This is a genomic window from Paenibacillus cymbidii (genome assembly GCF_004764705.1).
Classification (GTDB): domain Bacteria; phylum Bacillota; class Bacilli; order Paenibacillales; family NBRC-103111; genus Paenibacillus_AN; species Paenibacillus_AN cymbidii.
The window spans coordinates 454,303-477,659 of sequence record NZ_SHLX01000001.1; the positions used below are offsets into that span (position 1 = coordinate 454,303).

The following is a 23,357-nucleotide window of genomic DNA, read 5'->3' on the forward strand; positions in this document are numbered from 1 at the left end:
GTGGAGTTCAGCAACATGGCTAAAGGGCAAATCGGTGTCGTCGGGCTTGCGGTAATGGGCAAAAACTTGGCGCTCAACTTGGAAAGCAGAGGTTTCCACGTATCGGTGTTCAACCGTTCGCCGGAGAAAACGCATGAAATTTTGAATGAAAATCCGGGCAAACGGCTGATCGGCACGTTCAGTATGGAAGAGTTTGTCGGTTCCCTGGAAGTGCCGCGCAAAATTTTGATTATGGTCAAGGCGGGCGAACCTACCGACGCGATGATCGATCAAATCGTGCCGCATCTGGCGAAGGGCGACATTCTGATCGACGGCGGCAACGCCTATTTCCCGGATACGCAGCGCCGCAACAAGGCGCTCGAGGATAAGGGCATCCGCTTCATCGGCACCGGCGTTTCCGGCGGCGAAGAAGGCGCGCTGAAAGGGCCGGCGATCATGCCGGGCGGCCAGGAAGACGCCTACAAGCTGGTCGAGCCGATGCTGACGGCGATTTCCGCCAAAGTCGGCGACGATCCGTGCTGCACGTACATCGGACCGGACGGCGCCGGCCACTACGTGAAGATGGTGCACAACGGCATCGAATACGGCGACATGCAGCTCATCTGCGAAGCGTACCAACTGCTGAAAGACGTGCTCGGCGTGGACAGCGAAGAGCTGCATCAAATATTCGGCGAATGGAACAAGGGCGAGCTTGACAGCTACCTGATCGAAATCACCACCGACATTTTCGCCAAAAAAGATCCGGAAACCGGCAAGCCGATGGTCGACGTCATTCTCGATTCGGCCGGCCAGAAGGGCACCGGCAAGTGGACAAGCCAAAGCGCGCTCGATCTCGGCGTGCCGCTGTCGATCATTACGGAGTCGGTATTCGCGCGCTTCATCTCGGCGATGAAGGAAGAACGCGTGCAAGCGAGCAAGCTGCTCGGCGGCCCGCAGGCGAAGCCGTTTGACGGCGACCGCGCGGCGTTCATCGAAGCGGTGCGCAAGGCGCTGTACGCGAGCAAAATTTGCTCATACGCGCAAGGCTTCGCGCAAATGCGCGCGGCTTCGGTGCAGTACGGCTGGGATCTCAAGTACGGCAATATCGCGATGATTTTCCGCGGCGGCTGCATCATCCGCGCCCGCTTCCTGCAGAACATCAAGGACGCTTACGACCGCAACCCGGAGCTGCGCAACCTGCTGCTTGACGACTATTTCAAGAACGTAGTCACCGGCTATCAGGACGCCTGGCGCGAAGTCGTGTCCGTCGCCGTTTCCCGCGGTGTCCCGGTGCCGTGCTTCGCTTCGGCGCTGGCGTATTACGACAGCTATCGCACCGAACGGCTGCCGGCGAACCTGCTGCAGGCACAGCGCGATTACTTCGGCGCGCATACGTTCCAGCGTGTCGACCGCGAGGGTACGTTCCATTTTCAATGGATGGAATAATAGTTTGCCTGTTGAAGTCCCTTCCTTGTGAAGGGACTTTTTTCTTTTTTGCTTTGGAAAAACGAATTGACCCCCGAGTGTGATTGGGATAAAATCGTGATAGAATCAATATAGTGATTCATATTCAACAAATTGAACCAATTAAAGGGACGAACGATATGGGGGCATGGACGTGAAACTGCGCAGCAGCGAATGGTTCGAAAACGACAATGCGGAGCTGCGGTTCCAACACCGCACGGCGATGCGGGCGATGGGCCACGACCCGAATTCGTTCGTCGGCAAGCCGATTATCGGCATATTTAATGCACTTAATGATTTCAACAGCTGCAACGCTCCGCACAAGGAATTGGTCGAGTATGTCAAACGGGGCGTGCTGCTTGCCGGCGGTTATCCGATCGAAATGAATACGATTTCGACGCCTGCCGATTTTATGAAGCCGTCCGACTTGCCGTATCGCAACCTGCTCTCGATGGACGTCGAGGAAAGCGTCCGTTCGCAGCCGATCGACGGCGTCGTTTTGCTGTGCGAATGCGACAAGTCGGTGCCTGGCCAACTGATGGGCGCCGCCAGCTGCGATTTGCCGACGCTGCAGCTGGCTGCCGGCCACCGCAGCTCGGGCAGCTTCCGCGGCCGCACGGTCAATTACGGCACCGATCTGTGGAAATACTCGGACGACTACAAGGCCGGCCTGCTGACCGAAGAAGAGTGGCAGGAGCTGGAGAAGTCGATTTCGTGCAGCCTGGGCGGCTGCCCGGTCATGGGTACGGCATCGACGATGAAGAGCATGTCGGAGATGCTTGGCATGATGCTGCCCGGCACGTCGAGCATTCCGGCGACTGACGCGCGCCGCAAGCTGGCGGCGGAGCACACGGGCAAGCGTATTGTCGAAATGGTGCGGGAGGAGCTGACGCCGTCGAAGCTGATGACGGAAGCGGCTTTCCGCAACACGATCCGGCTGCTTGCCGCAATCGGCGGCTCGACGAATGCGGCGATCCATCTTACCGCAATCGCCGGCCGGCTCGGCATCGACATCCCGCTGCAGCGGTACGACGATCTGTCGCGCGAGGTGCCGCTCATCGTCAATCTGCAGCCGAGCGGAACGCACAGCATGGACGATTTTCACAAAGCCGGGGGCTTGCGCCGCGTCATCCACAACTTGTTGCCGCAGCTCGAAACTGATTGCCTCGGCGCTACCGGCGAAACGATCGGACGCATCTACGGCGGCGACTTGTACGCCGCTTATGAGGACGATGTGATCGGCACATTGGCCGAACCGTTCAAGCGGCGCTCCGGCTTGGCGGTACTTCGCGGCAACCTGGCGCCGAACGGCGCCGTCGTCAAGCCGTCGGCGCTGTCGCCCGATCTGATGCGGCATCGCGGCAAGGCTGTCGTGTTCGAGGACTACGAGGACATGCTGGCGCGCATCGACACGGACGAGCTGGAAGCCGATGCCTCGAGCGTGCTCGTGCTAAAACATTGCGGCCCGGTAGCCATGGGCATGCCGGAATGGGGCTCGATTCCGATTCCGGCCAAGCTGCTGCGCCAGGGCGTACGCGACATGGTTCGCATCAGCGACGGGCGTATGAGCGGCACGAGTTATGGCGCCGTTATTCTGCATGTGTCGCCGGAAGCGGCCGTTGGCGGTCCGCTTGCCGTCGTGCGGGACGGCGACTGGATCGAAGTGGACATGGAAGCGGGCACGCTCCATCTGGACTTGGACGAGAACGAGCTGGCAAACCGGCTGGCCGCCTGGCGGCGTCCCGCGTCGCGGCACAAACGCGGCTATCCGCGGCTGTTCGCCGAACATGCGCAGCAGGCGCACGAAGGCTGCGATCTGGACGTACTGCGCCCGGCGAACAAGGAGGAAGCGGCGTTCGTGCCGCCGATCGTCGGCAGGGGATAACACGTTGATTCATCCAGAGTAAAACGAGGAGAAGGAACGAACATGACCGAGCTGTGGAAACGAATCGATACGAACCGTATTGTTCAGGATGCGCTGGCGCTGGTGAGCATCCCGAGCGCAACGGGCAACACGGTGGCGATGGCGGCGGCTTATGAGCGTTTGCTGCGCGAAGCCGGTGGCGAAGTGACGCGTTATGAATTTATTCCGGACAATCCGACGCTGGTCGCCACATTCCGATTTGGGGACAACGCGACGACGCTGTTGTTCAACGGCCATATGGACGTCGTGACGCTTGGCCATGCCGCGCCGGAAATCAAGGACGGCCGCTTGTACGCCCGCGGCGCGAACGACATGAAAGGCTCGCTCGCCTGCATCCTTGAGGTGCTTCGCGTGCTGAGAGCGACCGCCGCGTTCGACGGCACGATCGTCGTTGTGGCCAACAGTTTGCACGAAAGCCCCGGAGGCCGCGGCGAAGATTTGATCGCCTTGACGGAGCAAGTGCCGCTCAAGGTCGATGCCGCGATCGTCATGGAAGGCGCGGTGACCGACTGCACGATCGCCCAACTCGGTTCGGCGACGTTCGACATTACGATCGAACGCGACGGCGAGCCGAGCCATCAGCTGTATACGCCGCCGGGCACGCCTCATCCGATCACGGTGCTCGCTGACGTCGTTCGCCAGCTGGACGAATGGAACGCGGAATTGGAAACGAAGTTTATCGAGGATATCGGGTACGGGTCTTATTTTATTGGAGCGGTGCAGAGCGGGGAGTTTTACAACCAACTGACCAACCGGGCGACATTGACCGGCGTTCGCCGCTACGATCCGGCGGAGCCGTTCGCCGAAGTGGAGCGGTTCATGCGGGAAGGGCTGGCGGCGCTCGCCGCCTCACACTGCGTGCGCATCGAACTCGACCTGCGCAAGGTGCGCGACGGCTACCGCATCGCCAAGGATAGCGCTGCCGTTGCCGCGTTGCAACGCGCAGCGGGCAAGGTGCGCGGCATCAAGCTGCCGACGGCGGGCAAGAAGCTGGTGACGGACGCCGGCATACTTGCGGGCGCGCTTGGTGTGCCGGTGCTGTGTCACGGCCCGGACCAGAAGACGGCTCACGCCAGCGTCGAATACGTCGAAACCGCCGAACTCGAGAAGTCCGCCGGCGTTTACTTGCAGTTCGTACTGGAAATGGCGGCCGCTGCGCAGGGTTGACACCTGTTTGCGAAAGTGGTATAAACAGTATCAAACCTCATGCATGAAAGCGAAGATGGGAATCAGTAGCGTTCGAGAGATGCGATGCAGAGAGCCGGCGGGTGGTGCAAGCCGGTACGCAACCGAATGCGAATTACGTCCCGGAGCATCTTGACTCAAACCTGCGCCGGCGCAGAAGGGCAAGACGGCGATCGGCCGTTATCCGATTGAAGAGGAGGATGCCGCAAGGCGTCTTCAACTAGGGTGGTACCGCGATGACTCGTCCCTGTCTGCAGACAGGACGGGTCTTTTTTGTTCCATCCCAATCCAAATGAAGGAGCGATACCGAATGACGGAAACGGCAGCACCGCATACGATCAATGAATTGCTGGACGATCTCGAATACCGCGGCCTGATTCATCAAGTGACCGACCGCGAAGGGCTGGCGAAGAAGCTGAATGAAGGAAGCGTCACGCTGTACAGCGGCTTCGACCCGACCGCCGACAGCCTGCACATCGGCCATTTGCTGCCGGTGCTGCTGCTCCGCCGGTTCCAACTGGCCGGCCACAACTCGATTGCGCTTGTCGGCGGCGGCACCGGCCTGATCGGCGACCCGAGCGGCCGGTCGACGGAACGTTCGCTCAACACGTCGGACACAGTTGCGCTTTGGACGGAAAGCTTGAAAGGGCAGTTGTCCCGCTTCCTCGACTTTGAGACAAGCGCGAATCCGGCCAGGCTCGTCAGCAATTACGACTGGCTGGCGCCGCTCGACGTCATCACGTTCCTGCGCGATGTCGGCAAACATTTTACCGTCAACTACATGCTGGCCAAAGATTCCGTCGACTCGCGACTGGCGAACGGCATTTCGTTCACCGAGTTCAGCTACATGATTTTGCAGTCGTACGACTTCTACGAGCTGAACCGGTCGCACGGCTGCACGCTGCAGATCGGCGGCAGCGACCAGTGGGGCAACATTACGGCCGGACTCGACCTGATCGGCAAAATGGGCGGCAGCGGCGCATTCGGCTTGACGATGCCGCTTGTCACGAAGAGCGACGGCAAAAAGTTCGGCAAGTCCGAATCGGGCGCCGTCTGGCTCGACCGGAACAAAACGGGAGCGTACGCGTTTTACCAGTTCTGGATCAACACCGACGACAACGATGTCGTCAAGTTCCTGAAATACTTCACGTTCCTGTCGCGGGAGCAAATCGCCGCACTGGAAGCCGAGTTGGCCGCCAGCCCGGAGAAACGCGCCGCTCAGCGCGAGCTTGCCCGCGAAGTGACCCGGCTCGTGCACGGGCAGGAAGCCGTCGACAGCGCGGAGAACATCACGCAAGCGCTGTTCTCGGGCGATGTCACTCAGCTGAGCGAAGCGGAACTGGTTGAAGCGCTGCAGGATATGCCGAGCGCCGTCGTCGACGAAGCGGCGGAGAGCGGGCTGATCGATCTGCTTGTCGCCGCCGGCGCGGCGCCATCGCGCCGCCAGGCAAAGCAGGATATCGAAAGCGGCGCGGTGTCCGTCAACGGGCAGAAGCAAACCGCGATCGATGCCGCCATCACGGCGGAGCACCGGCTGCACGGCAAATACGTCGTGCTTCGCCGCGGCAAAAAGAACTACTACCTCATCCGCTTCGGTTCCTGAGAACCGCCGGGTGAACGCCAAGCAGGCTGCCGGTTACGGCAGCCTGCTTTGTTGCTGGCAGAGGGGGGGCCTGACCGCGGGTCAGCCGCGGGCTTCTGGCGAAATAAGCCATGTTTAGTTGGCTATTTCGCCCTAAATGGACGGGCGCAACGAAATAACCAGTGAAATCACTGGCTATTTCTTGGAATTGGTCGATTTGAGGGTAGTCTGGTCCAAATAACCAGCGAAAACACAGGCTATTTTCAATCGAAGGGGGAATTTACTGCCAATAAGCCAATTTTTATTGCTTATTTTGGAATGCCGGGGCTGATCTGGCCGTCGATTGTATGGCTTTCTCTCATTCCACACTGCCCAACCGCCGCAAGTGGATGTCACCCAGTCTTCGCTCAGCCTCCCAGCAGTCTCCCAACAGCCTCCCAACAGCCTCCAATTTAGTCTTCACTCAGCCTCTATCCGGCCTCCCAGCTAGCTTCGAAATTGGCCTCAAACTAGTTGTCTCAAACAATTTTAAACTAGCTTTCACCCAGCCTTCACCCAGCTTCATTCACCACTTTCCACCCAGCCTTCGTCCAGTCTCCACGTGTTTGCTGGTTATCCCATTGATTCAGGCTGGCGTGGCGGCGTGCGTGCATATAATCGGTAGCAGTTCGTGTCTGCTGGTTATCCCGTCGGCTCAGACGAGTTCGGCGGTGAAAGTGTAGGGAGAGAGAACGAGTGAGTGGTTATCGGCAGCACGCGTCTGCTGGTTATCCCATTGGCTCAGACTGGTGCGGTGCGCAGGGAGAGGGCGTAGTGACCATAAGTCAACCGCAGTATGTGTTTGCTTGTTATCTCATTGTCGCGAGTTGGCGTAGCGATGATTCGGTAGCAGCACGTGTCTGCTGGTTATCCCGTCGGCTCAGACAGGGTTCGGCGGTGAGCGTGCAGGGAGAGAGGGAACAGGTGAGTAGTCATCGGCAGCACGTGTCTGTTGGTTATCCCGTCGGCTCAGACAGGGTTCGGCGGTGAGCGTGCGCAGAGAGGGGGGAAGTGGCCATAAGTCAACCGTTCTCTTGAAAGGGGATAAAGGTTGTTGAAGCTTGAGATTGAGTCGAGGGGATACCCGACAGAAAGGAATTTACGGAGAGGACAGCCCCGTTCCAGTCTGAGTAGGGGGGATAGCGGGCAGAAGAGGATTCCGGGGAAGACATTTCGTTCAGGTCCGAGTCAAAGGGATACGTGGCAGAGAGGATATGGCGAGCCAGCGAAGATAGCTCCTTCAAACTAGCGTTCGAGCCTGACTCAAAGGGATAGCGGGCAGAAGAAGCGGGCGCGTAAAAGGGGGCATTTGGAAAAGGAGTGAGTTGGGGCATCGGAAGGGGGCGTCTGGAGGTCGGAGAGAAAAAATGACCGAAAATGATATTGCCCCTGTTCCACGGCACGAAGCGGGTATATGGTAGAGGGGAGTAATGATAAGCGAAGTGGGGATGTGGGGATATGGCGTTCCAGGATGCGGATTGGCCGCTTTCGATCGACGATTTGACGGTGGGATTGACGAAGGCGGGGGTGGAGCCGGGGATGACGATGCTCGTCCATTCCTCGCTGAAATCGTTCGGCCGCTGGATCATCGGCGGTCCGGCCGCCGTTGTGCTTGCGCTCGAACAGACGCTTGGCGAAACGGGCACACTGGTCATGCCGGCGCACAGCGGCGACTTGTCAGACCCGGCGATGTGGTCGAATCCGCCAGTGCCGGAAGCATGGTGGCCGGCAATTCGGGAGCGGATGCCCGCATACGAGCCGGATTTAACGCCGACGCGGTCGATGGGGGCAGTAGCGGAATGCTTCCGCAAGCGTAGCGGCGCGCTTCGCAGCGGGCATCCGCAAGTTTCCTTCGCCGCCAAAGGGCCCGGCGCGGCCGCGATAACGGACAACCATTCGTTGGCCGACTGTCTCGGGGAACGTTCGCCGCTCGCCAGACTGTACGACTGTGGGGCATGGGTATTGCTAGTCGGCGTCGGCTACGATCGCAACACGTCCCTGCATTTGGCGGAATACCGGGCGGCGTACCCCGGCAAGCGGCAGATCGTCTGCGGCGCTCCGATTGTCACGGCAACCGGCAGGCAATGGGCGACGTTTGACGATGTCGATTTTTGTACCGACGATTTCCTTGCCGTCGGGGAGGCGTTCGAACGGGAAAGCGGCGCCGTGCGTTCGGTCAAGATCGGCGAAGCGACGATCCGGTTGATGCCTCAGCGGGAACTGATCGATTTTGCCGTGCGCTGGATGGAGCAGAATCGCCGATGAGACGAACTCGCAGCTGCTACAAAAATTGTACATTGACAATGATAATTATTATCAAATAGAATGAGTATGTTGCCTGACCGATTCGTCGTACATAAGCTAACGAGGTGATCGCAACGGGACTCTTATATGAAATATGCCAGTCGCTTCAGGAAAAATATGCCGAAAGGCACGAGGCGGGGCACATCGTCGCTGTTGGCGGGCCGGACGAAGACGGCTCGGCTTGCCAGCCGCCATCCTTGCTGGAGCTTCACGGCCGAGTCTCGGCGAGAACTACAGAAGAGCCGCAGGACAGCAGGAGCCAAAACCGATTTTCCGGCGTCAATAACCGGGTGACACAATAGTGCGGTTGATTCCGGCAAAATCAGCATCATTGTTCATTCACAAGCGAAGCATGATCCACTATACTCAATCTATCAATAATGAGAATCAATATCATTTATGAAGATGGGGGAATGGTTGTGCGTTATGCTTCGAAACCGTTTTATGTCACGTTGATTGCTGTCCTGCTGCTTTCGCTCCTGCTTGCCGCTTGTGGTGCGAAGGACGGGAAGAAGGAAGGCGCTGCCGGCTCGGCGAGTCCGTCCGCAGCCGCAAGTCCGTCCGCCAGCGCAAGTCCAAGCCCTGCCGCTTCCGCGAAGCCGGCAACCGAACGAACGCTGACCGACGCCGCCGGACACAGTGTGAAAATTCCGGCCAACCCACAACGCATCATTGCCCCGTTCCTCGAGGACGGGATGGCGGCGCTCGGCGTGAAGCCGGTGGCGCAATGGGCCGCGAACGGCGTGCCGCAGCAATATTTGCAAAACAAGCTGAACGGCATTCCCGCACTGAACATGATGGGCGGACTCAAGCCGGAAGAAACGCTGAGCTACACGCCCGACTTGATTATCCTGATGGCGCCTACTTACCTTAGCGCCGGCAAGTACGAGGATTTTGCCAAAATCGCGCCGACCTACATCCTGTCGAACGACGAAAACGATTGGCGCGGCAATTTTACCAAGCTCGGCCAGGTGCTCGGCAAGACCGCGGAAGCGGAGCAGGCGCTGAAAAGCTACGACGACAAAGTGGCGTCGGTGAAGGCGAGCGTGAAGGCGAAGGTTGGCGACAAGTCGGCGGTATTGTTCCAGTCGGCGGCGGAGAAAGGCTTCAAGCTGTTCGGCCCGAATTTCTACAGCGGCGTCATGCTGTACCAGGGCATCGGGTTCAAGCAGCCGAAATTGCTGAAAGGCGACTATGAAACGTATTCGCTCGAAACGCTGGCCCAACTGGACGACGTTGACTACATCTTCGTATTGTCCGGGACGGGACGGCCGAAGCCGCCGGTCGACAATCCGCTGTGGCAGGCGCTGCCCGCCGTCAAGAAAGGCAATGTGTTCGAAGTCGATTCCGGGCACTGGTTCAACCAGAACGTGACGGCGAACCAATTGATTTTGGACGATATCATGAAATTTGTGGCCAAATAGTACTGCAAAGGACGGGGAGCGCCCCCGTCCTTTGGCTGTGCGTATCACGAACGGCGGGGATGGTGAGCGGGTTGGAAGTGCGGGATCGGGAAAAAGCCGCCAAGGACGGCGATTCCCTTGCCGATCGATGGTTCAAGCTGACGGACGTGGGGCAACTGCTCGCCGCACAGTTGAGTTGGCCGAAGGATCGGGATTTTATCGTTTCCGATACGCACGTTTTGATCGTGTCGGCGACAGGCGACGGCCATTTGGTTGTGGATGGCCGGTTTGTTGCGCTTCGCCCCGGGACCACGGTCGTCTGCACGCCCGGTCAGCTGATCGAGCCCGGATTAAGCAGTCGGGCCAAAGGGCTGTATGTGCTGCGATTCAAGGTAGCAGCGCCGGATGCCGGCGATTCGCCGGCGGATGCGGATGAGCGGGAAGCGCAATCGTCGCCCGGGCTGTCCGGCAAACGGGAGCTGCCGCCGTCCGTTGTCGTTCCGCTGTGCGAAGCGATGCGCGAACGCTGGCTGCAGCGCACCGCTTCCGCCCGGTTGCGGTGCGAAGCCGGGCTGCTCGAGCTGCTCGGCATGGCGCTCGACAACCCGGAGCATCGTACGGAGCAAGCGATCGACGAAGTGAAAGCGATGCTCGACCGCCAGTACCGCGAAGAAATGACCGTCGAACAGCTGGCGGAGACGGCGGGGCTGAGCCGCTTCCATTTCATGCGGCTGTTTAAGCTGAAGTTCGGCAAAGGGGTGACGGAGTACATCACCGAGCTCCGGCTGGCGGATGCCAAACGGCTGATGACGGAGCAGGCAAACCTGTCGCTGCGCGATATCGCTTTCCAGGTCGGCTACAAGAACGAAACGTATTTCAGCCGCCTCTTCAAGAAACAAACCGGCATGGCCCCCGCCATTTATGTGAAGAACAGCCGGATTAAAGTGGCCGCCTACAGTTGGGTCAATATCGGCCAACTGCTTGCGCTCCAAACGATTCCGTATGCCGCTCCGATGGATCATTACTGGACCGACTACTACCGCAGCAAATTCGGGCGTGATGTGGCGGTTCCGCTGAGCCACCAATACGAGTTCAACCGCGAGGCGCTGCGCAAGGCGCAGCCGAATTTTATCGTGGCGATCGACCTGCTGATCGACGAGCAGGAGCAGATGCGCTTGCGTGGGATCGCGCCGACGCTGTTTTTGCCGTGGGAGGCCGACTGGCGCGAGCATTTGCGCATGACGGCGAGTTTCCTGAGCCGAACGGATGCCGCCGAAAGCTGGCTGCACGAATACGAACAGAAGGCGGCGGAAACGCGGGAAGCGGTTCGGCGAATCGTCAAGGACGATACCGTGCTCATCGTGAATGTGTTCCGCGACCAGCTTCTCGTGTGGGGCCGCAGAGCCGGGACTGCGCTGTACGACGACTTGCGCCTGGCGCCTCCGGAAGGAGTCGCGAGCTTCGACTGGACGCGGCCGGCAACGGCCGGTCAGTTGGCCGATTTTCAAGCGGACCGGGTGTTGTTGAACGTTTCCGCGGACTCGGCGTCCATGTCGACATGGCGCAAGCTGCTTCGTTCGGAGGAATGGGGGCAAATGCCCGCCGTCCGGCAGCAGCGGGTGCATGCGACGTTCGGATATGACGGGCTGGAAGCGCCGTGGAACAATTATTCGGCTTATCCGTTTGGGCGTTTCATGCAGGACGCGCCGCAGTTGTTCGCCGAGGGCGGGTTGGAAGGCAACAAAGCCATGACAGAGGAGTTTGGGTATGAAGCAAGAAGAGTTGGCAGTTAAATCCAATGCGGCAGGCTCCGTGCAGCTGCGTTCGCGTCCGCTGGCGGCAACGCTTGTGCTGACGCTTGGCGTAGCGGCGCTGGCGCTCGGCGTGGCCGTTTCGGCTTCGTTCGGAGCGGCGGACATCGGCATTGCCGTTGTGTGGCAAGCGATTTTTCATTTTCAGGCTGACGTAACGGCGCATCAAATCATCCACGAAATCCGGCTTCCGCGTATTCTTGGCGGCGCGATGGTCGGCGCTTGTTTCGCCGTTGCCGGCGCGATTATGCAGGGGATGACGCGCAACCCGCTCGTCGATTCCGGCCTGCTTGGCATCAATGCCGGCTCGGGCTTCGTGTTGGCCATGCTGTTCGCCTTTTGGCCGGGCCTGCCTTTCCTGTACATCATCCTGTTTTCCTTCATCGGCGCCGGGATCGGAGCGGGACTCGTCTACGGCCTCGGCTCGCTGGCCAAGGGCGGGTTGACGCCGGTGCGCCTGGTGCTGGCCGGTGCGGCACTGAGCGCGCTGCTGGTCGCACTCAGCGAAGGCATTGCCCTCTATTTTCGCGTCGGCCAGGACCTTGCGTTCTGGTACGCCGGGGGAGTAGCCGGGACGAAGTGGGTGCAATTGAAGATCATGCTGCCGTTTGTAGGTGCTGCATTGCTCGTCGCCGAAGTGCTGTCGCGTTCGATCACCATGCTGAGTCTGGGCGAAGATGTTGCCAGGGGGCTCGGCCAACGGTCGGGGCTTGTCAAGCTGACAGGAACGATCGTTGTGCTTGTGTTGGCCGGATCTGCCGTTGCTGTCGTCGGCGCCGTCGGTTTCGTCGGCCTGCTTATTCCGCACGTCACCCGGCGTCTCGTCGGTGTCGATTACCGCTGGATCATTCCGTGCTCTGCCATACTCGGCAGTTTGCTGGTCGTGCTGGCGGACTTGGCCGCCCGAATGGTGAACCCGCCGAGCGAAACGCCGCTTGGCGCCATCGTCGCGTTGATCGGCGTCCCGTTCTTCCTTTATTTGGCGCGCAAAGAAAGGAGGGAGCTGTAGGTGGAAAGCCAACATGCCGCTATGCAGCCCCAAGCGCGTAGACGCAGCCGCAACACGCTGGTGATTGCAGTGCTTGCCGCACTGATCGTGATTTGTTTTCTTGTCAGCATGAATATCGGCGTGATCCGCCTGGCTCCCCTGGACGTGCTGCGCACGCTGTTCGGCATGGGGACGCACAAGGAACATCTCATTCTGTTCGACTTCCGGCTGCCGCGCATCGTCATTTCGCTGCTGATCGGCACCGGACTCGCCGTATCGGGCTGCATCATGCAGGGCATTTCACGCAATGCGCTGGCCGACCCCGGCATTCTCGGCATCAACGCGGGGGCGGGGCTTGTCGTGATGCTGTTCATTTCCTTCTACCCGACGACCGGCGCCGCCCCGGTATTTCTGCTGCCGATTCTGGCCTGGGTCGGCGCGGGGTTGACCGCGGCGCTTATATTCGCGCTTTCCTACAAGCGTCATGTCGGACTGTCGCCGACGCGGCTGCTGCTGACCGGCGTCGCCGTTGCGGCGGGGATCAGCGCGGCGATGATCGTGGTGACGATCCGCTTAAGTCCGGAAAAGTATCAATTTGTGGCGACTTGGCTGGCGGGGAGCATTTGGGGTTCGAACTGGAGCTTCGTGCTGGCGCTGCTGCCGTTCCTGGTGGTGCTGCTGCCGTTCGTTTTTTACAAAGCGTCGGTGTTGAACGTGCTCAATCTGGGCGATCAGACGGCGACGGGGCTTGGCGCTCCTGTGCAGCGGGAACAGCTGCTGCTGCTCGCCGCCGCGGTTGGCCTTGCCGGCAGCTGCGTTGCGGTGAGCGGAGGCATCGGCTTCATCGGACTGATCTGCCCGCATTTGGCGCGGCGGCTTGTCGGCTCCAAGCACCAGTTGCTGCTGCCGGCGTCTGCGCTGACCGGATCGCTGCTTGTTATTGCGTCCGACACGGTAGGGCGCTGGATCGTGCAGCCTTCCGAAATTCCGACGGGGATCGTCGTCGCCGTGCTAGGCGCGCCGTATTTTCTGTACTTGCTTACTCGGTCCAAGGCGTAAGGCGGGCAGAGAACAAGAGCAACCCGTAGGCCGTTCGACCGGTCTGCGGGTTGTTGCGTCATTCAAGCGAAACGTCGGCGATGCACGCTTCGTTATCGTTTTTGACATTGCCGACCAGGGGCGAGACCGGGTAGGCTTTCATTTCTTCGGCCGGATAGGCCTTCAGCATCTCGAGCAAATCGCCGATTTCCGGTTCGTTCCGGTTCAGCCATGCTGCCTCGTCCTCCGGCTTCAAAATGACCGGCATCCGGTCATGGATGTTTTGCATCAACTCGTTCGGCGACGTGGTGATAATCGTGCATGTGCTGATTTTGCGACCATCCGGACTTTGCCAGGTATCATACAACGCCGCCATGGAGAACGTCGTTTCGTTCTTCAGCATGATGCGCATCGGTTGTTTGCTGCCGTCCGCGGCGCGCTTCCACTCGTAGAAGCTGTCCGCCGGAATGATCGCCCGCTTGCGCGCGATCAGCTTGCGGAACGCCGGTTTTTCGGTCAGCGTTTCGGCGCGCGCGTTAATCATCATGTAGCCGATCTTTTCGTCCTTGGCCCACGAGGGCACGAGTCCCCATTTCAACTCGCCGATCCGGTTGCGGCTTCCGTCGTTGATCACCGCCATTACCATTTGCCCCGGCGCTACGTTATAGCGCGGTCTGTGGAACGGAACCGACATTTCCTCTTCGATAAAATACCGCATGATCAACTCGTCGATCGACACGATAATCGTGTAGCGTCCGCACATATTCGGCCCCTCTTCCCAAGCGCCTCCGCCTTTCTTTCCAGTATAGCCAATCGATCGCCAAAAGAAAATGGATGCCGCATGCAAGAACCGATACCCGGACAAGTATAAATTGGCAGGAAAAAGCGCCTCTTTTGCTATGGATTGCGAACATATGTTTGCTATATAATAAGAACAAACGTTCTTATTTTGGCGTGCGGATGATAAGGAGGCGGGAGTGTGACGGACTGGAGCCGATATGTCGGCAACATCGTGGAAGTGATTTATATGGACCGCCAAGGGAGAATGACGCAGCGTACGGTGCGCATTCAATCGGTGAAAGACGGCGTGCTCGCCGTCTATTGCCTTGAGCGGCGTGCGCCGCGACTGCTTCGGGCGGAGCAAATTTTGGCCGTGCAGCGGAAGCGGAGCGGGTGAGGGGACTGAGCAACTGCGACGCACGGGGAAGGTGGTTTTTTTCGGTGTTGCATGGATAGTTGGATGCGTTTATACTTAAAAATAAAGAGGAGCCGTGCGCTAACACGTCTCCCCGGCACGATAGCCGCTTTTAAGGGCGGTTGGCTTGTTGGAAAGATTTCCGGTAGAGATAGACCGTCACCTTTGACCAGGGCGGTCTATTTCTTTGTGTCGCGGTTATTCGCCAAGACGATAGTCACAACCAGCGCCAGCAGCGCAATCAGCGACGTGCCGAATCCGATCATAAGCGTCAAAGCGTCTTTAACCTCCACAGGCATCACCTCCCTTCCGGGAGATTAGCCGACCGCCCTTGCAAGCCGTTCTATGTGCTTGCATTTCGGCCATCTACTGTAGCAAAAGCAACAAGGAGACAACATAAAAAAACCGCGTCCCCCAAGGGATCGCGGTGTTGTTTGCTTCGAGCGCCCCTTTCGGGACGCTCTCATGGGAGAGGAGAAACCGGACGAAGAGCTTATGGGGAAACGTAAGCCTTCTCCGCGGTTGTCTACGACATACGTGATGTCGATACTTTTATAATGGGCAGGCAAACGGAAAAATATACATGCAGCGGAAAAAATTTTTCCATGGGGCGCTGAATCGCCGACGGGGTCAATCGAGAGCAACTAGCAAAAAGTGTGAAAAACTTGTCACTTGTGGTACGATAGCAACGACGAGTAAGGGAAACAGGTGAGCAGCATGAGGGTAATATCCGGCACAGCGAAGGGCAGGCCGCTGAAAGCGGTTCCCGGCATGGGCACACGGCCGACGACCGACAAGGTGAAGGAGGCCGTCTTCAGCATGATTGGGCCGTATTTCGATGGCGGCCAAACGCTCGATTTGTTCGCGGGGACCGGCGGGCTTGGCATCGAGGCGCTCAGCAGAGGCATGGAGCGGGCCGTGTTCATCGACATCGAAAAAACGAGCATCGGGGTCATCCGCCATAATTTGCAAGCGACGGGGCTGGAGCAGCGGGCGGAAGTATACCGCAACGAGGCGTCCCGCGCCATTGCCGCGCTGGCCAAGCGCGAAATCCGGTTCGACCTGGTGTTTCTCGACCCGCCCTATAAGCTGAGAACGCTCGACCAACTGATGCAGAAGCTGCAAGAAGCGGATCTTCTGGCGACTAACGCCTGCGTGGTGGCGGAGCACGATACGGAAACGACATACAGCGATACGGTAGGCGGGCTCGTTTGCGTGCGCCGAAGCGTATACGGGGAAACGGCAATCACGGTCTATCGGCTGCAAGGCGCCTCGACGCTTGCCGAAGCCGCGCCTGCCGTTGCCATGACAGAAGGGATGGAAACCGAGTGAAGGAAAGCAGTCATCGTTCGACGATCGCCGTTTGTCCGGGCAGTTTCGACCCGGTCACATACGGGCATTTGGACATTATTCACCGCGCCGCCAAAATATTCGATCGTGTCATTGTGGCGGTCCTGCTCAATACGAATAAACAGCCGCTGTTTACGATCGAGGAGCGGAAAGAGCTGCTGCTTAAGGTGACGGCCGATATCCCGAATGTGGAAGTGGACAGTTTCGACGATTTGTTGGTGAACTACATTAATAAGAAAAAGGCGCATGTGATCGTAAAAGGCTTGCGCGCGGTGTCCGACTTCGAATACGAACTGCAAATGGCGTCGCTTAACCGCAAACTGAGCGACGAGATCGAAACGTTTTTTATGATGTCGAGCACGCAATACTCTTATCTCAGCTCCAGCATCGTCAAGCAGATCGCCCGTTTCCACGGACCGATCGGCGATTTGGTCCCGGAGGAAGTGGAACGTGCGCTGCACCGCAAGTATACGGTGCTGGCGACACCGGAATAACGGAAAACCTGCCGCATGTCACCGGCGGGCTTGTTTCAACCCGCGCAGCAGCAGCGACAGCAGCAGTAAAGCTGCCATGGCGGCACCGCCGAGCAGTGCGAACTGGGCAAAGGCCAGCGGCCAGCCGTCCATGCCGCCTGCATCGGCCGCCCATTGCGGCAGCGCGCCTGCGGGTAACGAAGCGTCCGTTGCTTTTGCGGGAAATTGCGGCTGCGGCAGCGAAGGCAGGGGCGCAACGGGCAAACGGGAGGCAAGTGCGGTCAGCGGCTTCCATGCCATCAGCGTGATGCCGAACGCAAGGCAGGCATGCCACAGCCGGGCGCGCAGGAACGGCGCATAACGAACATCGGTGCCGAACAGCAAGCCGCGCACTTGCGCGTGCAGCGACAGTCCGCTCCAGCCGAGCAAGGCGCCGATCCAGGCGGCGCGCCACATGTCGGCGGCGCCGGGGATGCGGGCGGCGGCAAAAGCGCCCAGGTGCGGCTCCAGCAGCGCCGGAAGCGCGAACGACGCGGAAACGGTGTCCAAAGCCAGGGGAAACGCAAGCTCGGCAAGCGCCTGAATAACGGCAAACAGCATAATGAAGCCGCCGATCAGCATCAGCTTCTGAATCGCGGAGGAAACGGCATCACCAAGCAGCTTGCCGAAGCTGCGCCCGTCCGCCGCGCGTGCGGCGCGAATGTCGGCGAGCGACTGGGCGAGCAGGCCGATCGAAGTGCGCGGAGCACTCTCGACAAGTGGCGCCGGCGTCTGCGACTCCTCGGCTTCCGGCGCTTCATGGCCGCGCATCAGCAGCATGACCAGGACGGCGGCCAAGTAATGCGCCGTTGCGATAATGAAACCGAGCTTCACGCTATGCAAAAAGCCGGCCCCGATCACGGCGATCATCGTCATCGGGTTGCACAGATGAGTGGCGGCAGCCAGCCGTTCGGCCTCGCCGCGGCGCAGAAGCCCTTGCCGGCGCAGTTTGCCGACGAAATCGCCGGCCGCCGGGTAACCGCCGGCGAAAGCGGCGGCGAGCGGCCAACCGCCGATACCGGGCACGCGAAGCAGCAGCCGCATGAACGGCTCCATCAGCCGGCCGGCGCCGTGAATAAGCCCGAAGCCGAAAGCGAGCTCGGAGACGATAAGAAACGGCAGCAGCGCCGGAAACACAAACGTCCACCACAGCCGCAATCCGCCGAGCGAAGCGGCAAACGCCCGATCGGGAAAAACGATGATCGCGCCGACCAGCAGCGCGGAAGCCAAACCAAGCAGCAGCGTAAAGCCGCGGCTGCCCGCCCGGCGCGACAAAGTGCGGGAACCCATTCCGACCACCCCGTTCGAATATCGATGGAACCGTTCCTACCAGCTTGTACAGTGTACGCGCCGCCGGAAGCGATTAGACCAGCGGGCGGCGGATCGGCGGAGCACGGTCTGAAGCGGTATAGGCGGAGAAGGATCGGGGCAAACCAACAGGATGCAAGAGCGGTTCCGGCTGTCAAAAGGCTGCAGGCAAGTCAGCCAACGTCCGAAAGGGAGATCGGGATGAACAATCGATTCGGAAACAGAAGCATCGCTCCCATGCGCAACCGGCTGAGGCTGGGCACGCGAGTTGGGCTTGCGGTGCTGCTGGCCGCTTTTATCGGGTATGTACTCTTTTTTCTGCAATTGCCCTATTACGTATATATGCCCGGTTCGGCGGAAGAGCTTCGGCCGATGGTCAGCGTCCAGCAAGGCAAAAAGGCGGAAGCCGGCACCTTCATGCTGACGACGGTAGGCGTCAGCAGCGCCAATGTCGCCAGCTATATCGCGGCGCAATTCAGCAAAAACTACGAGCTGATCGACAAGGCGGCGATTCGTCAGCCGGACGAATCGGAGAAGGAATATTCGGAGCGGCAAACGTACAATATGATGTCTTCGCAGAGCAGCGCTATCCAGGCGGCTTATAATAAACTCGGCATCAAGTTTCAAATGGCGACCGACGCCATTGTGGTCATTCACGTGAACACCGGGGTTCCGGCTGCGGCTGTATTGCGCTCGGGCGACAAGATCAAGGCGGTGGATGGGCAGGCGGTCGCGACGAGCGACGAGCTGCGCGCCAAGCTGCAGAGCAAAAAGCCGAACGACACGGTAACGATCGATTTCGAACGCGGGGCGGAGAAGCGGAGCGAAACGATAACGTTGGCCGAGCTGCCGGCGGAAGGCGGGCAGCCCGCAAGGGCCGGTCTTGGCATTTCGCTGGCGGAGTACATTTCCGTCAAGCCGGATGACACTGCCAAACAAGTGGAAATCAAAGCGGGCGAAATCGGCGGCCCTTCGGCCGGACTGATGTTTTCGCTGGAAATCTACAATCAGTTGTCGAGCGACGATTTGACCAAAGGGTACCGCGTGGCCGGCACCGGAACGATCGACGCGGCGGGGCATGTCGGCGATATTGGCGGCATCCAGCATAAGATTGTGGCGGCCGACCGGGAGAAGGCGGAATATTTCTTTGCTCCGAAAGGCAATGCCCCCGATGCGCAGAAACGAGCCGAAGAAATCCATACGAAGATGAAAATCGTTCCGGTCGACACGATGGAGGATGCGCTCGCCTATTTGAAGGCATTGCCCTCGAAAGCGTCTTAAGTGTCGGAGCGCGCCTCTTCCGACCGCTGGATGGGCGGCTCGTAGTAGTCGCGGAACAGCTCGCGCGAATCGCAGCGGGCAAAGCCGAGCGCGTATGCGGAAGTGGCGCGGATGTCCATGGCCAAATAGGGCCAGTCGGCATCCGTCACTTTGGTGACGACCGGCACTTTGGCGGCGGTGCGCATGCGGGCGAGCAACTGCCGTCCTCGCGGCGAAAAGCCGAGCACACGCAAGTAGGCGGCGCCGCTGCGCAGCAGCTCAGGCGCAAGCTCATCCTTGCGGTGGCCGAGAAGCAGCCGCAACAAGGTGCGCTGCAGCTTCGTGCGCGTGTAGCGCTTTGTCTTCAGCAGCAGCAGCAGCGCTTCCGCCGCCGCTTCGCCTTCCGCGAGCCGCAGCTCGGGCAGCGCGCGTTTGATCCGGTGCTCCAGCCCTTCGGTCACTTCCGCGTATTGCGCGAGCTCCGTCGCCGGCTCGACGAGCAGCCGATGCAGCAGCGGGCGCGAATAGTTTGCCCAACTGACCGGCGCGCGCCCGGCTTGCGCTTCGCGCTGCAAGATGCTCAGCGTATAGGGCGGTACATAAGGCGCGATGTTCTGCAACTGGCCAGAGTCCGGCGTATCGCCGAAGATGAGTCCGCGCAAGGCGGTGGCGCTGGCGATGCGCCGGTCGGTAATCGTTTGATCGTTGTAGCCCGCTTTGGTGCGGGCGATCGTCAGCGGTTCGATCGTGCTGCCGAGCCGGAGCAGCGCGATCAAATAAAACAGGCCGAGCGTATTGTTCGGCTGGCGCATATCGATGCCGTCGATGCCGGCGGCGGCCAACGTTCGTTCGGCGGCGGCGCTGTAAGCCGCCGGGTAGTTGCCGCCGCCGGCAAGCTCGCGGCGAACGAGCGCGCGAAAGGCGTCGTCTTCGCGCCAGACGAGCTGCGCGGCGGCCGACAGCTTGGCGATGTCGCCGCTTTCGCTGCCGAAGCAGACGCTGTCGACGACGCCGGTGGCGTCAAGCAGCGAAACGGCGCCGTAGGCGAACCATTCCGCGGCGTGCGATGAGTAGGCGACGGGAAGCTCGATCACGATGTCGGCGCCCATGTGCAGCGCCATTTCGGCGCGCGCCCATTTGCCGGCGACGGCGGGCTCGCCCCGCTGCAGGAAATGGCCGCTCATGACGGCAACGACGGCATCCGCGCCGGCCGCGCGCCGGGACTGCTCGAAGTGATAAACGTGACCGTTATGCAATGGATTGTATTCGACGATGACGCCGACGGTTTTCATGAAGGTGCCTCCTTGCCGGTACGGCTTATTTTACCACATAAGAAGGATAAGTTTCCGAGTGAAACGGGGTTTTCTCGACGTTACGGGAAGGATGGCGCGAGGGCCGGAATCAAATGCCAAAATGTTGACAAAATAGAAACGTTGTCGCTATAATAGAATTTGTGTGTTTGGGGTGATGGTAGGATGCAGCTGAACATCAAAGAGTTGACCGCAAAGGAACGGCAAATGGCGATTTCAATGCGTGTTGATTTGTCGAATATGTTGGCCGGTCATCAGGACGTAACCGGGAGCGGGCCGCTTGACGTGAAGCTTGAGGCTCGCGGCGTTTCTGGCATTGCCCGGATTGACGGAGAGCTGAAACTTCCGCTGCAGTTGTTGTGTTCGCGTTGTCTGACGCCGCTGGAAGAGGAACTGGTCATCCCGTTCCACGAACGGTTCACCCAGCAGGCCGAACTTGTTCGCGAGGAAGACGAAGAGAACACGCACATCGTCGCCGACGCGAAGGTCGAACTGACGCCGTACTTGGAGGAAGCCGTATGGCTTGCGCTTCCGTACGCGCCGGTTTGCCGCGAGGATTGCCTGGGCTTGTGTCCCGATTGCGGGACGAACCGCAACGAGCGGCCGTGCGCGTGCCACGAACAGAAGCGCGATCCCCGGCTGGCGGGGTTGGCCGATTTTTTCAAAGAGTAGTCGGGTGAATTAGGTTAAGGAGGTGGGAATATGGCAGTACCACAAAGAAGAACGTCCAAAACTCGTCGCGATAAGCGCCGTACTCACTTTAAATTGACAGTACCGGGCATGGTAAAATGCGACCAATGCGGCGAATTGAAGCTTTCGCACCACGTATGCAAAGTTTGCGGCAACTACAAAGGAAGAGAAATCGTCAAGCAATAGTTTCCGGCTTCGTCCGCACGCACTTCACGGGTTCTGTGAGGTGCTATTTTTTTGCGCGGCGGCGGATGGCGAGGTCATTCGGCGGAACGGCGCTTTCTTTTTCGGCGATTATTTTATATACTACAATTTAGTACTAGGTAATATGAATAACTACTATCGAGGATGGGCGACCGCATTGCTCATCTCGTCGGAAATAGCCAAGCAAATGAGCCAATCGAACCGACAAGGGGCGAACGGGGGTGCAAACGATCGACAAGCTGCCTAAACGTCAACGCCAGCAGCAACTGGCCAAAGTGATCGACGACAATCCGTTCGTCACGGACGAAGAGCTGATGCGCACGTTCCAGGTCAGCATCCAGACGATCCGGCTGGACCGGCTGGAGCTGGGCATTCCGGAGCTGCGCGAACGCATCAAAATGATGGCGGAAAAAAGCTACGACCAGGTGCGCTCGCTGCCGCTGCACGAAGTCATCGGCGACGTCATCGACCTCCAACTGGACAAAAGCGGCATCTCCATGTTCGAAATCGCCGCCGAACACGTCTTCTCGCGCACGAAAATCGCCCGCGGCCACCACGTCTTCTCCCAGGCGAATTCGCTCGCCGTTGCGGTCATCAACGATCCCGTCGCCCTCACGGCGTCGGCCGATATCCGGTTCATCCGTTCGATCAAGCTCGGCGAGAAGTGCATCGCCAAAGCCTATGTTCGTTCGCTTTCGCGCGGCAAGGCGAAGGTCGAAGTGTTTACATATGTAAACGATGAACTGGTGTTTCAAGGCAATTTTCTGATCTACCATTCCAAAAAAGAACTGCGCGGCGAAGGAGGGAGCGCTCATGCGAATAGCGATTGACGCGATGGGCGGCGACAAAGCGCCGGGAATCAACGTGGAAGGCGCGCTGCAGGCGGCCAAGGAATGGCCGGATACCGAAATCGTGCTCGTCGGCCACCAAGACAAGCTGGAACCGCTGCTTCCGCAGCGGCCGGCGAACCTGAGCGTCCATCATGCAGAGGACGTCATCCTCCCGGACGACGAGCCCGTGAAGGCGGTGCGACGGAAGAAGGATGCGTCGATGGTCGTCGCCGGCCGGCTTGTGCGCGAGAAACAGGCGGACGCGATGATTTCCGCCGGCAATACGGGGGCGCTCGTCGTGACCGGCTTGCTCGTCGTCGGCCGGCTGGCCGGCATCGAACGGCCGGCGCTGGCGCCGATGCTGCCGACGATGGAAGGGCACGGCGTGCTGGGCCTCGATCTGGGCGCGAATCCGGATGCGACGCCGGAAAACTTATTGCAATATGCCCTCATGGGCAGCATATACCGCAAGAAGGTGCACGGCCTGGCGCAGCCGCGCGTCGGTTTGCTCAACGTCGGCACCGAAGAGAATAAGGGCAACGAGCTGACGAAGGCGGCGTTTCCGCTGCTGCAGCAGGCGCCGATTCATTTTATCGGCAATGTGGAAGCGCGCGACGTGCTGTACGGCAACTGCGACGTGCTCGTGTGCGACGGCTTCGCCGGCAATATTATGCTGAAGTCGCTGGAAGGAGCGGCGGGGGCGATTTTCAGTCAGCTGCGCAAGGAGTTCTCGAGCTCGCTGATTACGAAGCTGGCCGGCGCCGTGCTTCGCCCCGGCTTGCGCAATTTCCGCAAAAAGATGGACTATTCGGAGGCGGGCGGCACGCCGCTTCTCGGGCTTGACGGCCTGTGCCTGAAAAGCCACGGCTCCTCCGACGCCAACGCGATCAAAAACGCGGTGCGCCAGGCGAGAAACGACATTAAAAACGATTTGATCCGATCGATCGCAAGCGAAATCAGCAGCGGGAAGTGAGTGTGTGG

The 23,357-nt window shown here is 59.6% G+C and carries 21 protein-coding genes and 1 other annotated feature; of the genes, 17 read left to right on the plus strand and 4 right to left on the minus strand.

All coding sequences use genetic code 11. The annotated features are described in order from the left end of the window. Positions 1–15: 15 nt before the first annotated feature. The 9 genes from gndA (at position 16) to EXY20_RS01980 (ending at position 13,738) form a co-directional block, all read left to right on the plus strand. Complete coding sequence (gene gndA, locus EXY20_RS01940; protein WP_135547037.1) at positions 16–1,425, plus strand: NADP-dependent phosphogluconate dehydrogenase; 1,410 nt, start codon at positions 16–18, stop codon at positions 1,423–1,425. A 172-nt stretch (positions 1,426–1,597) separates the two neighbouring features. Next, positions 1,598–3,328: a dihydroxy-acid dehydratase gene (locus EXY20_RS01945; RefSeq protein WP_235885308.1), complete on the plus strand. Its 1,731-nt coding sequence runs from the start codon at positions 1,598–1,600 to the stop codon at positions 3,326–3,328. A gap of 42 nt (positions 3,329–3,370) precedes the next feature. Then, positions 3,371–4,534 (plus strand): M20 family metallopeptidase, encoded by a 1,164-nt coding sequence (locus EXY20_RS01950; protein WP_135547041.1) that lies wholly within the window; start codon positions 3,371–3,373, stop codon positions 4,532–4,534. A 43-nt stretch (positions 4,535–4,577) separates the two neighbouring features. Continuing rightward, positions 4,578–4,804, plus strand: a binding site (T-box leader). A gap of 58 nt (positions 4,805–4,862) precedes the next feature. After that, the gene (gene tyrS / locus EXY20_RS01955; RefSeq protein ID WP_135547043.1) at positions 4,863–6,155 is read left to right on the plus strand and encodes a tyrosine--tRNA ligase; all 1,293 of its coding nucleotides are present in this window, start codon (positions 4,863–4,865) and stop codon (positions 6,153–6,155) included. Positions 6,156–7,631: 1,476 nt separating this feature from the next. Next, entirely contained in the window at positions 7,632–8,438 is an 807-nt protein-coding gene (locus EXY20_RS01960) for an aminoglycoside N(3)-acetyltransferase (protein ID WP_135547045.1), read from the plus strand. A gap of 458 nt (positions 8,439–8,896) precedes the next feature. After that, positions 8,897–9,901: an ABC transporter substrate-binding protein gene (locus EXY20_RS01965; RefSeq protein WP_167858937.1), complete on the plus strand. Its 1,005-nt coding sequence runs from the start codon at positions 8,897–8,899 to the stop codon at positions 9,899–9,901. Positions 9,902–9,963: 62 nt separating this feature from the next. Beyond that, positions 9,964–11,673, plus strand: a complete 1,710-nt coding sequence (locus EXY20_RS01970) for an AraC family transcriptional regulator (RefSeq protein WP_167858938.1) — start codon at positions 9,964–9,966, stop codon at positions 11,671–11,673. Further along, positions 11,648–12,700, plus strand: a complete 1,053-nt coding sequence (locus tag EXY20_RS01975; protein ID WP_135547050.1) for a FecCD family ABC transporter permease — start codon at positions 11,648–11,650, stop codon at positions 12,698–12,700. The genes EXY20_RS01970 and EXY20_RS01975 overlap by 26 nt, the downstream gene beginning before the upstream one ends. Positions 12,701–12,721: 21 nt before the next feature. After that, positions 12,722–13,738, plus strand: a complete 1,017-nt coding sequence (locus tag EXY20_RS01980; RefSeq protein ID WP_135547678.1) for a FecCD family ABC transporter permease — start codon at positions 12,722–12,724, stop codon at positions 13,736–13,738. 58 nt (positions 13,739–13,796) lie between these two features. Here the strand turns inward: EXY20_RS01980 and EXY20_RS01985 are convergent, their stop codons facing one another. Continuing rightward, positions 13,797–14,480, minus strand: coding sequence for an SOS response-associated peptidase (locus tag EXY20_RS01985; protein WP_135547052.1), 684 nt, complete (start codon positions 14,478–14,480; stop codon positions 13,797–13,799). 216 nt (positions 14,481–14,696) lie between these two features. On the opposite strand from EXY20_RS01985, the gene EXY20_RS01990 reads away from it, so the two are divergent. Then, positions 14,697–14,894 carry a hypothetical protein gene (locus EXY20_RS01990; RefSeq protein WP_135547054.1) on the plus strand — a complete coding sequence of 66 codons (198 nt, stop codon included), beginning with the start codon at positions 14,697–14,699 and terminating at the stop codon, positions 14,892–14,894. Between the two features lie 197 nt (positions 14,895–15,091). Here EXY20_RS01990 and EXY20_RS01995 read toward each other — a convergent pair whose 3' ends face one another. Next, entirely contained in the window at positions 15,092–15,205 is a 114-nt protein-coding gene (locus EXY20_RS01995; protein ID WP_135547056.1) for a putative holin-like toxin, read from the minus strand. Between the two features lie 424 nt (positions 15,206–15,629). On the opposite strand from EXY20_RS01995, the gene rsmD reads away from it, so the two are divergent. Together rsmD and coaD are read left to right on the plus strand one after the other, a co-directional pair. Beyond that, positions 15,630–16,244, plus strand: coding sequence for a 16S rRNA (guanine(966)-N(2))-methyltransferase RsmD (gene rsmD, locus EXY20_RS02000; protein ID WP_135547058.1), 615 nt, complete (start codon positions 15,630–15,632; stop codon positions 16,242–16,244). Then, on the plus strand, positions 16,241–16,756 hold the full coding sequence (coaD, locus tag EXY20_RS02005; protein ID WP_135547060.1) for a pantetheine-phosphate adenylyltransferase: 516 nt from the start codon (positions 16,241–16,243) through the stop codon (positions 16,754–16,756). Before rsmD ends, coaD begins: the two co-directional genes overlap by 4 nt. Positions 16,757–16,774: 18 nt before the next feature. On the opposite strand, the gene EXY20_RS02010 is transcribed toward coaD, so the two are convergent. Continuing rightward, positions 16,775–18,064 carry a sporulation protein gene (locus tag EXY20_RS02010; RefSeq protein ID WP_135547062.1) on the minus strand — a complete coding sequence of 430 codons (1,290 nt, stop codon included), beginning with the start codon at positions 18,062–18,064 and terminating at the stop codon, positions 16,775–16,777. Positions 18,065–18,283: 219 nt separating this feature from the next. Here EXY20_RS02010 and EXY20_RS02015 point away from each other — a divergent pair, with 219 nt between their 5' ends. Further along, the gene (locus EXY20_RS02015; RefSeq protein WP_235885309.1) at positions 18,284–19,363 is read left to right on the plus strand and encodes a SepM family pheromone-processing serine protease; all 1,080 of its coding nucleotides are present in this window, start codon (positions 18,284–18,286) and stop codon (positions 19,361–19,363) included. Here the strand turns inward: EXY20_RS02015 and EXY20_RS02020 are convergent. Next, positions 19,360–20,634 (minus strand): nucleotidyltransferase, encoded by a 1,275-nt coding sequence (locus tag EXY20_RS02020; RefSeq protein WP_135547065.1) that lies wholly within the window; start codon positions 20,632–20,634, stop codon positions 19,360–19,362. The two genes, EXY20_RS02015 and EXY20_RS02020, sit on opposite strands and share 4 nt — an antisense overlap. A 183-nt stretch (positions 20,635–20,817) precedes the next feature. On the opposite strand from EXY20_RS02020, the gene EXY20_RS02025 reads away from it, so the two are divergent. The 4 genes from EXY20_RS02025 (at position 20,818) to plsX (ending at position 23,349) form a co-directional block, all read left to right on the plus strand. After that, complete coding sequence (locus EXY20_RS02025) at positions 20,818–21,324, plus strand: YceD family protein (RefSeq protein ID WP_135547067.1); 507 nt, start codon at positions 20,818–20,820, stop codon at positions 21,322–21,324. Between the two features lie 30 nt (positions 21,325–21,354). Next, positions 21,355–21,528 (plus strand): 50S ribosomal protein L32, encoded by a 174-nt coding sequence (gene rpmF / locus EXY20_RS02030; protein ID WP_135547069.1) that lies wholly within the window; start codon positions 21,355–21,357, stop codon positions 21,526–21,528. Between the two features lie 257 nt (positions 21,529–21,785). Next, a complete protein-coding gene (fapR, locus tag EXY20_RS02035) occupies positions 21,786–22,376 on the plus strand; it encodes a transcription factor FapR (protein WP_207671211.1) in 591 nt (196 codons plus the stop codon). Then, positions 22,360–23,349 carry a phosphate acyltransferase PlsX gene (plsX, locus tag EXY20_RS02040; RefSeq protein WP_135547073.1) on the plus strand — a complete coding sequence of 330 codons (990 nt, stop codon included), beginning with the start codon at positions 22,360–22,362 and terminating at the stop codon, positions 23,347–23,349. Before fapR ends, plsX begins: the two co-directional genes overlap by 17 nt. The last annotated feature ends 8 nt before the right edge of the window (positions 23,350–23,357 follow it).